The following is a 6,668-nucleotide window of genomic DNA, read 5'->3' as shown; positions in this document are numbered from 1 at the left end:
GTGCTACCCATCAATAACAATAGGCATCTTAGAATGACGAATAAGAAAGAATCTGGGGTAATGAATCTTACTCGAAGAGGCTTCATGAAAGCTTCTTCTGCGGTAGGTAGTGCAGCCGCACTTGCGGGCGGTATCGCTTTACCTTTCAAATCCAAACCAGTAGCTGCTGCGGTTGCTGAGAATGTGGATGAGAAAATCGTATGGAGTGCATGTACAGTAAACTGTGGCTCACGCTGCCCGTTACGTATGCATGTACAAAACGGTGAAATCAAATACGTAGAAACAGACAACACGGGGACTGACGAATACGGTCATCACCAAGTGCGTGCATGTCTACGTGGTCGCTCTATGCGTCGCCGTGTTTACAACCCAGATCGCCTTAAGTATCCAATGAAACGTGTCGGTAAACGTGGTGAAGGTAAGTTTAAGCGCATCACTTGGGAAGAGGCTTTTGATGAAGTCGCAGGCACCATGCAACGCCTTATTAAAGACTACGGTAACGACACCATCTATCTAAACTACGGTACAGGTACACTAGGTGGCACGGTCACGAAATCTTGGCCACCAGCACAGACGCTGATTGCTCGCCTTATGAACTTAAGTGGCGGTTACCTGAACCATTACGGTGACTACTCAACCGCGCAAATCGCGAAAGGCTTGAGCTACACCTACGGTGGTTGGGCAAACAACAACTCTTTCTCTGACTTAGAGAACACTAAGCTTAACATCCAATTTGGTAACAACCCTGCTGAGACTCGTATGTCTGGCGGCGGTCTGATCCACCACTACGTAGAAAGCAAAAACAAATCGAACGCAAGAACGATCATCATCGATCCACGTTACACCGACACTGCTGGTGGTCGTGAAGATCAATGGATCCCAATTCGCCCGTCTACCGATGCTGCATTAGTAGCAGGTCTTGCTCACGTAATGATCACTGAAGACCTTGTCGACCAAGCGTTCCTAGACAAATACTGTGTCGGTTACGATGAGAAAACTCTCCCGGCATCAGCGCCTAAAAACAGCGACTACAAATCTTACATCTTAGGTTTAGGTGAAGACGGCGTAGAAAAAACACCTGAATGGGCTTCTAAGATCACGGGTATCCCAGTCGATACCATCGTAAAACTTGCTCGTGAGATGGGTACAGCGAAACCGTGTGCTATCCACCAAGGTTGGGGCCTACAACGCACTGCGAACGGTGAGTTAGCTTGTCGTGCCATCGCAATGCTGTCACTACTGACAGGTTCTGTGGGTGTATCAGGCGGTTCTACAGGTGCACGTGAAAGTGACATCAACATTCCGTTTGTGCGCTTCCCTACTGTACCAAACCCAATTGAAACCTCCATTTCAATGTTCATGTGGACAGACGCGATTCACCGTCACCACGAGATGACCGACATCACTGACGGTGTTCGTGGTGCAGAGCGCCTGAAAAACCCAATCAAGATGATCTGGAACTATGCGGGTAACTGCATCATCAACCAGCACTCAGACATCAACAAAACACACGCAATTCTTCAAGACGAAGATGCCTGTGAAATGATTGTTGTCATTGATAACCACATGACCTCTTCAGCGAAATACGCTGATATCATCCTGCCTGACTTAACCACATCAGAGCAAGACGACTGGTGTATGGATGGTAAAGCATCGAACATGCCTTACTTCATCTACGCACAGAAAGCGATTGAACCTCAGTTCGAAGCGAAATCGATCTACGAGATGTGTACTGAGCTTGCTAAACGTATGGGCGTTGAAAAAGAGTTCACTGAAGGTCGTACTCAAGAGCAATGGATTGAGCACTTATACGCAGAAACTCGTAAGAACGACCCAACACTACCAACCTTCGAAGAGATGAAAGAGCTGGGTATCTATAAGCGTAGCTATGACCATCACTACATCGCTTATGAAGATTTCCGTAAGGATCCTGAAGCGAACCCACTAACCACACCAAGTGGCAAGATCGAGATCTACTCAGAGCAACTGGCTGAGATTGCGAAGACTTGGAAGCTAAAAGAAGACGAAGTGATTCACCCACTTCCAATTTACGCGGACTCTTTCGAAGGCCATAACGATCCACTAGTAGAGAAGTACCCACTGCAACTAACGGGCTTCCACTACAAGGCTCGTACCCACTCCACTTACGGTAACGTTGCAGAGATCAAAGCTGCTGCACCACAAGAGTTGTGGATCAACCCAATCGATGCAAAAGAGCGCGGTATTGAAAACGGCGACATGGTCAGCATTTTTAACGACCGTGGTGAAGTTCATATTCCAGCGAAAGTGACACCAAGGATTCTTCCTCGAGTTGTCGCGCTAGGTGAAGGTGCATGGTATGCACCCGATGGTCAGAAGATCGACCATGCAGGCTCTATCAACGTGCTGACTACTCAGCGCCCGAGCCCACTTGCTAAGGGTAACCCTCAGCACACAAACCTAGTTCAAATTAAAGCGCTAAAGAAAGCATAAGGTAGGTTGGAATGAAACAATACGGCTTTTACATTGATTCAAGTAAATGCACGGGTTGTAAAACCTGTCAGCTTGCTTGTAAAGATTATAACGATCTCGACATCAAAACGAACTACCGTCGCGTCTATGAATACGCGGGCGGCGGCTTCACTCAAGATGGCGATACCTGGGTTCAGAAAGATGTCTTTTCTTACTACCTGTCTATCGCTTGTAACCACTGTACTAACCCTGCGTGTGTGAAAGTGTGCCCTTCGGGCGCAATGCATAAACGCGATGAAGACGGTTTGGTTGTGGTTGATGAAAGTGTGTGTATCGGTTGTCAGCACTGTAGCAATGCGTGCCCTTACGGCGCACCACAATACAATGCTAAGAAAGGTCACATGACCAAATGCGATGGCTGCTACCAACGTGTTTCTGAAGGCAAACAACCTATCTGTGTTGAGTCTTGTCCGCTTCGTGCATTGGAGTTTGGCGAAATCAATACGCTTCGCGAGAAATACGGCTCTGGTGCAGATGTAGCGCCACTGCCATCTTCAACCGAAACACTGCCAAACATCGTGATTAAGCTGAACAAAAACGCGAAGCCAACTGGCGATACCAGTGGTCACCTAGCAAACCCGAAGGAGGTGTAAGATGATTTTTCATGAGTGGTCTTTGATCTTCTTTACGGTATTAGCTCAAACGGCTGTCGGTGGCTACCTGCTTATTGGCGCACGTGCATTGGTACTTAGCCATGACGAAGAGAAACTAAACAGCTACAAGGTTCCAATGTTCATTCTGTGGGCATTAATGGGTCTCGGTTTTATGTTCTCGACAACGCACCTAGGCTCTCCACTGCGCGCGTTTAATGCCTTTAACCAACTAGGTTCAGCTTGGTTGTCTAACGAAGTGTTCTTCGGTGCGGCATTCTTCGCCGTTGGCGGCCTGCAATGGCTACTGTCAGTGGTCAAAAAAGGTGGCCTTGCTATCCAAAAAACACTGATGGTTGGCGCTATGGTGCTGGGTGTTATCTTTATGTACGCGATGATTAACGTATACATGATCAACACAGTACCTACATGGGACAACATCTACACACCATTGAGCTTCATCATGACAATGGTTGTTGGTGGCTTGCTACTGTCTCAGTTCGTGATTGTATTTGCTAACGACAGTCGCTTTACGGTTGACCGTAACATCACGATGCTGGCTGTAATTGCGGTTGCGATCAGTTTGCTTGTGACAGTCGGTAAACTGAACCTAATTGGTGACATCCAAACTTCAGTAGCAAAAGCTTCAGAGTTGGTTGATGGTCTAGGCAGCTATGTGATTCTTCAAGTTGCATTGCTAATGGCAAGCTTATTGATTTGGATTCTACCTATGCTCAACAAAGCAAAAGTGAACCCAGTAAATCTAGGCCTAGCATTGGTACTGTTCTTAGCGTCAGAGTTAATCGGCCGTGGTTTGTTCTACAGCCTACATATGACAAGCGGTTTGTAATCACAGACTCGTTATTTGGTTATCTAGAAGGCTAGATAAACTAAAGGCCCGACACCTATTTAGATGTTGGGCCTTTTTATTTGCTCGGTCTTAACCTTAGTTCAAGAGGTCTTGGCTCAAGAGAACTTGGTTAGCGGCAAAAGCGACTTACTTGATGATCGCTGAAGGGATAAACATATCCTTCACGCGTTTTACTGACGAGTAATCACCAAACATAGGTTTATTGTCTAGATGTCTTCTTAGCATATCTGCAGCGACCGTTTTAATGATGGTGCGTGCATCTTCGCGCTTGTATTGGCGATAAAACTCCAGCACTTGTCCCCACTCACCCGCTTCGCTCGATAAAGCTACACTAAAGGTATTGCCCTCTAACTTACCCGTGACTAAGGCTAACTCGGTGCCGCACTTTTCTCTTGTCGCGCCAGCCAGAGCAAACGTTGCGGCTAGTGGGTCGTTCTTTTCAAGCTCACTCTCTTTTGGCTCTGCCATTACCCAAGAGTGACCGAAGCAATCTTCAACTTGTTCATTCGATTGTAGCCAAGCCGAAAGTGCACCTTTGGTTGATACTTCCGATACCGACAAGGTTTTCTTTCTTTCCGCCATTATATGACCGATATGGTCGATCATAGGCTCATCAACACTGACAACGTTGCTCTCTAGCAGCTTGTACACCATTTGTAGTAGCTTAACGCGAGTTTCTAGGTCCGATTTAGGCCCAAACAGTTTCACTTCAATAAACGGCAGGTAAGAACGATAGCCCAGCTCATAACCTTCAGGCAGTTTCAATTGGTCCAAAACATCAGAAATACCAGACTCAGATAAACCAAAGGTAAACAAACGACTGCATTCAGACGCGACTACTTGAGGATAAGTGCGAGCAAGATCAGGGATAATTTCAAAGCTCACCATGCGCTTGAACTCACTCGGTACGCCCGGAGTGAAATAGAAAGTCGCATCGTTAATCTTAAGTTTGAAGCCACATGCTGTTCCAACAGGGTTATCGACGATTTCTGAACTTGCTGGCAATAAGGCTTGTTTTAGGTTGCTGTCTGGCATCGGCATGCCACGTCCAGAAAACATCTCTTCCATACGCGCTAGCCACTCAGGGAACATGACTAATTTCTGTTCTGACGCAGTCGCAGCTGCCGCAGCACTCATATCATCGGTTGTCGGGCCTAAGCCACCATTCACGATAACCACATCATAGTTAAAGCTTAGCATCAGCAACTCTTCAACCAAGGCATTCATTTGGTCACCGACTGTGGAGCGTTTAGCCAAAGCAAAACCGTGCTGGTAAAACTCAGCAGACATCCAAGCCGCGTTCGTGTCTACAATGTCTCCGTGAAGAACTTCTTCACCTGTACTTAACATTGCGATTTTCGTCATGTTTCTATCCCTTGTAGTCATAAAAAGACGCTGCATTATCTACAAACTGGTCTATGTTTGAGTTTGAGCTATTTGGCTTTTTAACAAATATTAATAATGTTAAATCTAAGGTTTTCTTAGGAAAAGCGATAAATTATTAGTTCCCTAAATCAGGCATTTAATGGATAATTGTGACCCTGATCAATTCTAAACTTTCTCATGGAGACCCTTGTGGCCAAATCACCGTTACTAGCAAAGGTTACTGCTGCATTTACAATGCTAATGTCAGTTAACTCGGTTGCAAGCCAATACGACTTCGACCAGCCAATCAACCTTTCTTATTCGGATGAATGTGCTCAAGATTACTGTGTTAATGATAGCTTGTACACCTACAAGCCTAGTACCAATTACGCACTGAGCGAATCAAGCGAAGAGTACGATTTCTCAATCCAACAACCAAAGCACCTTTTGGTTAGCGAAGAGAAAGATTGGGATTACCTAATGGGTCAAACTTACACGATTCTTGGCTTAAGTGTTGCAACCGTTGGTTTAATGACCTTCTTACCAGAAAGTATCACTAAATGGGACGACGACCAACGCGACTTAAGTAAGTTAGGTCAAAAGTGGAAAGATAACGTTTCTGAAGGCCCAGTGTGGGACCGTGACGAACACTTCCTAAACTATGTGATGCACCCGTATTTTGGTGGTGTTTACTACACAGCTGCACGTCACGCGGGTTACAACGAGTTTGAATCGTTTATGTACTCTTGGACGATGTCGACCTTCTTCTGGGAATACGGCGTAGAAGCATTTGCTGAAGTACCTTCATGGCAAGACCTTTTCATCACACCTTTCTTCGGTGCGGTTGTGGGTGAAATAATGCTAGAAACCGAGCAAGACATCATTGCTTCAGGCGGTGAAGTGATGGGTTCTCAAACCATGGGTGATGTGTCTCTATTTTTCCTAAACCCTGTCGGTCATATCCACTATTGGGTAAGTGATGCTTGGGGTGGTGACGCAGAAGTTAACCTGAATACTAACCCTTGGTGGGATAATCAAGACGCAGCTCGATTCGCTTACGATGCTGGCGCGCCATACGATTCTCAGTTTGTTGGTATGAACTTTAAAGTAACCTTCTAATACAGCGACCTGATTACTTTCGGTAATAACCAAAACTTTTCTAAAAAGCGGCTTTTAAGCCGCTTTTTTTGTGCCCTACTCTTCATTCTCTTTTTTTGCGACGCAGCTTAGTTTCAAAAATTGACGCAGGTCAAACATTGTTCGATATAAACTTCTACACTGAAATTAAAGAACTTTATCGCTTAATATCAAACATTTAATTAGCAATGATT

5 protein-coding genes are annotated in these 6,668 nt (G+C 45.6%); 4 read left to right on the top strand and 1 reads right to left on the bottom strand.

Annotated elements, in window-relative coordinates; translation table 11 throughout:
• Positions 1 to 33: 33 nt before the first annotated feature.
• The 3 genes from BCT81_RS24485 to BCT81_RS24475 are packed head-to-tail and all read left to right on the top strand — an operon-like array spanning position 34 to position 3,951.
• The gene (locus BCT81_RS24485; protein WP_102426154.1) at positions 34 to 2,472 is read left to right on the top strand and encodes a DmsA/YnfE/YnfF family dimethyl sulfoxide reductase; all 2,439 of its coding nucleotides are present in this window, start codon (positions 34 to 36) and stop codon (positions 2,470 to 2,472) included.
• 11 nt (positions 2,473 to 2,483) lie between these two features.
• Positions 2,484 to 3,104, top strand: coding sequence for a DMSO/selenate family reductase complex B subunit (locus BCT81_RS24480; RefSeq protein ID WP_004733360.1), 621 nt, complete (start codon positions 2,484 to 2,486; stop codon positions 3,102 to 3,104).
• A 1-nt stretch (position 3,105) separates the two neighbouring features.
• Positions 3,106 to 3,951 carry a DmsC/YnfH family molybdoenzyme membrane anchor subunit gene (locus BCT81_RS24475; protein WP_102426153.1) on the top strand — a complete coding sequence of 282 codons (846 nt, stop codon included), beginning with the start codon at positions 3,106 to 3,108 and terminating at the stop codon, positions 3,949 to 3,951.
• Between the two features lie 147 nt (positions 3,952 to 4,098).
• Here BCT81_RS24475 and BCT81_RS24470 read toward each other — a convergent pair whose 3' ends face one another.
• On the bottom strand, positions 4,099 to 5,337 hold the full coding sequence (locus BCT81_RS24470; RefSeq protein ID WP_102426152.1) for a CinA family nicotinamide mononucleotide deamidase-related protein: 1,239 nt from the start codon (positions 5,335 to 5,337) through the stop codon (positions 4,099 to 4,101).
• A 210-nt stretch (positions 5,338 to 5,547) separates the two neighbouring features.
• Between BCT81_RS24470 and BCT81_RS24465 the strand changes: the two genes are divergently transcribed.
• Positions 5,548 to 6,456: a DUF3943 domain-containing protein gene (locus BCT81_RS24465; RefSeq protein WP_032498632.1), complete on the top strand. Its 909-nt coding sequence runs from the start codon at positions 5,548 to 5,550 to the stop codon at positions 6,454 to 6,456.
• Positions 6,457 to 6,668 lie beyond the last annotated feature (212 nt).

Source organism: Vibrio sp. 10N.261.52.A1 (assembly GCF_002876325.1).
GTDB classification, from domain to species: domain Bacteria; phylum Pseudomonadota; class Gammaproteobacteria; order Enterobacterales; family Vibrionaceae; genus Vibrio; species Vibrio chagasii.
Note: the sequence above shows the minus strand (reverse complement) of the source record. Positions and strands in the feature narration are given on the sequence as shown.

Bases quoted from the DNA above. Each gene is read 5' to 3' on its own strand.
- BCT81_RS24485 (WP_102426154.1), top strand. From the start codon at position 34: ATGACGAATAAGAAAGAATCTGGGGTAATGAATCTTACTCGAAGAGGC.
- BCT81_RS24480 (WP_004733360.1), top strand. From the start codon at position 2,484: ATGAAACAATACGGCTTTTACATTGATTCAAGTAAATGCACGGGTTGT.
- BCT81_RS24475 (WP_102426153.1), top strand. From the start codon at position 3,106: ATGATTTTTCATGAGTGGTCTTTGATCTTCTTTACGGTATTAGCTCAA.
- BCT81_RS24470 (WP_102426152.1), bottom strand. From the start codon at position 5,337: ATGACGAAAATCGCAATGTTAAGTACAGGTGAAGAAGTTCTTCACGGA.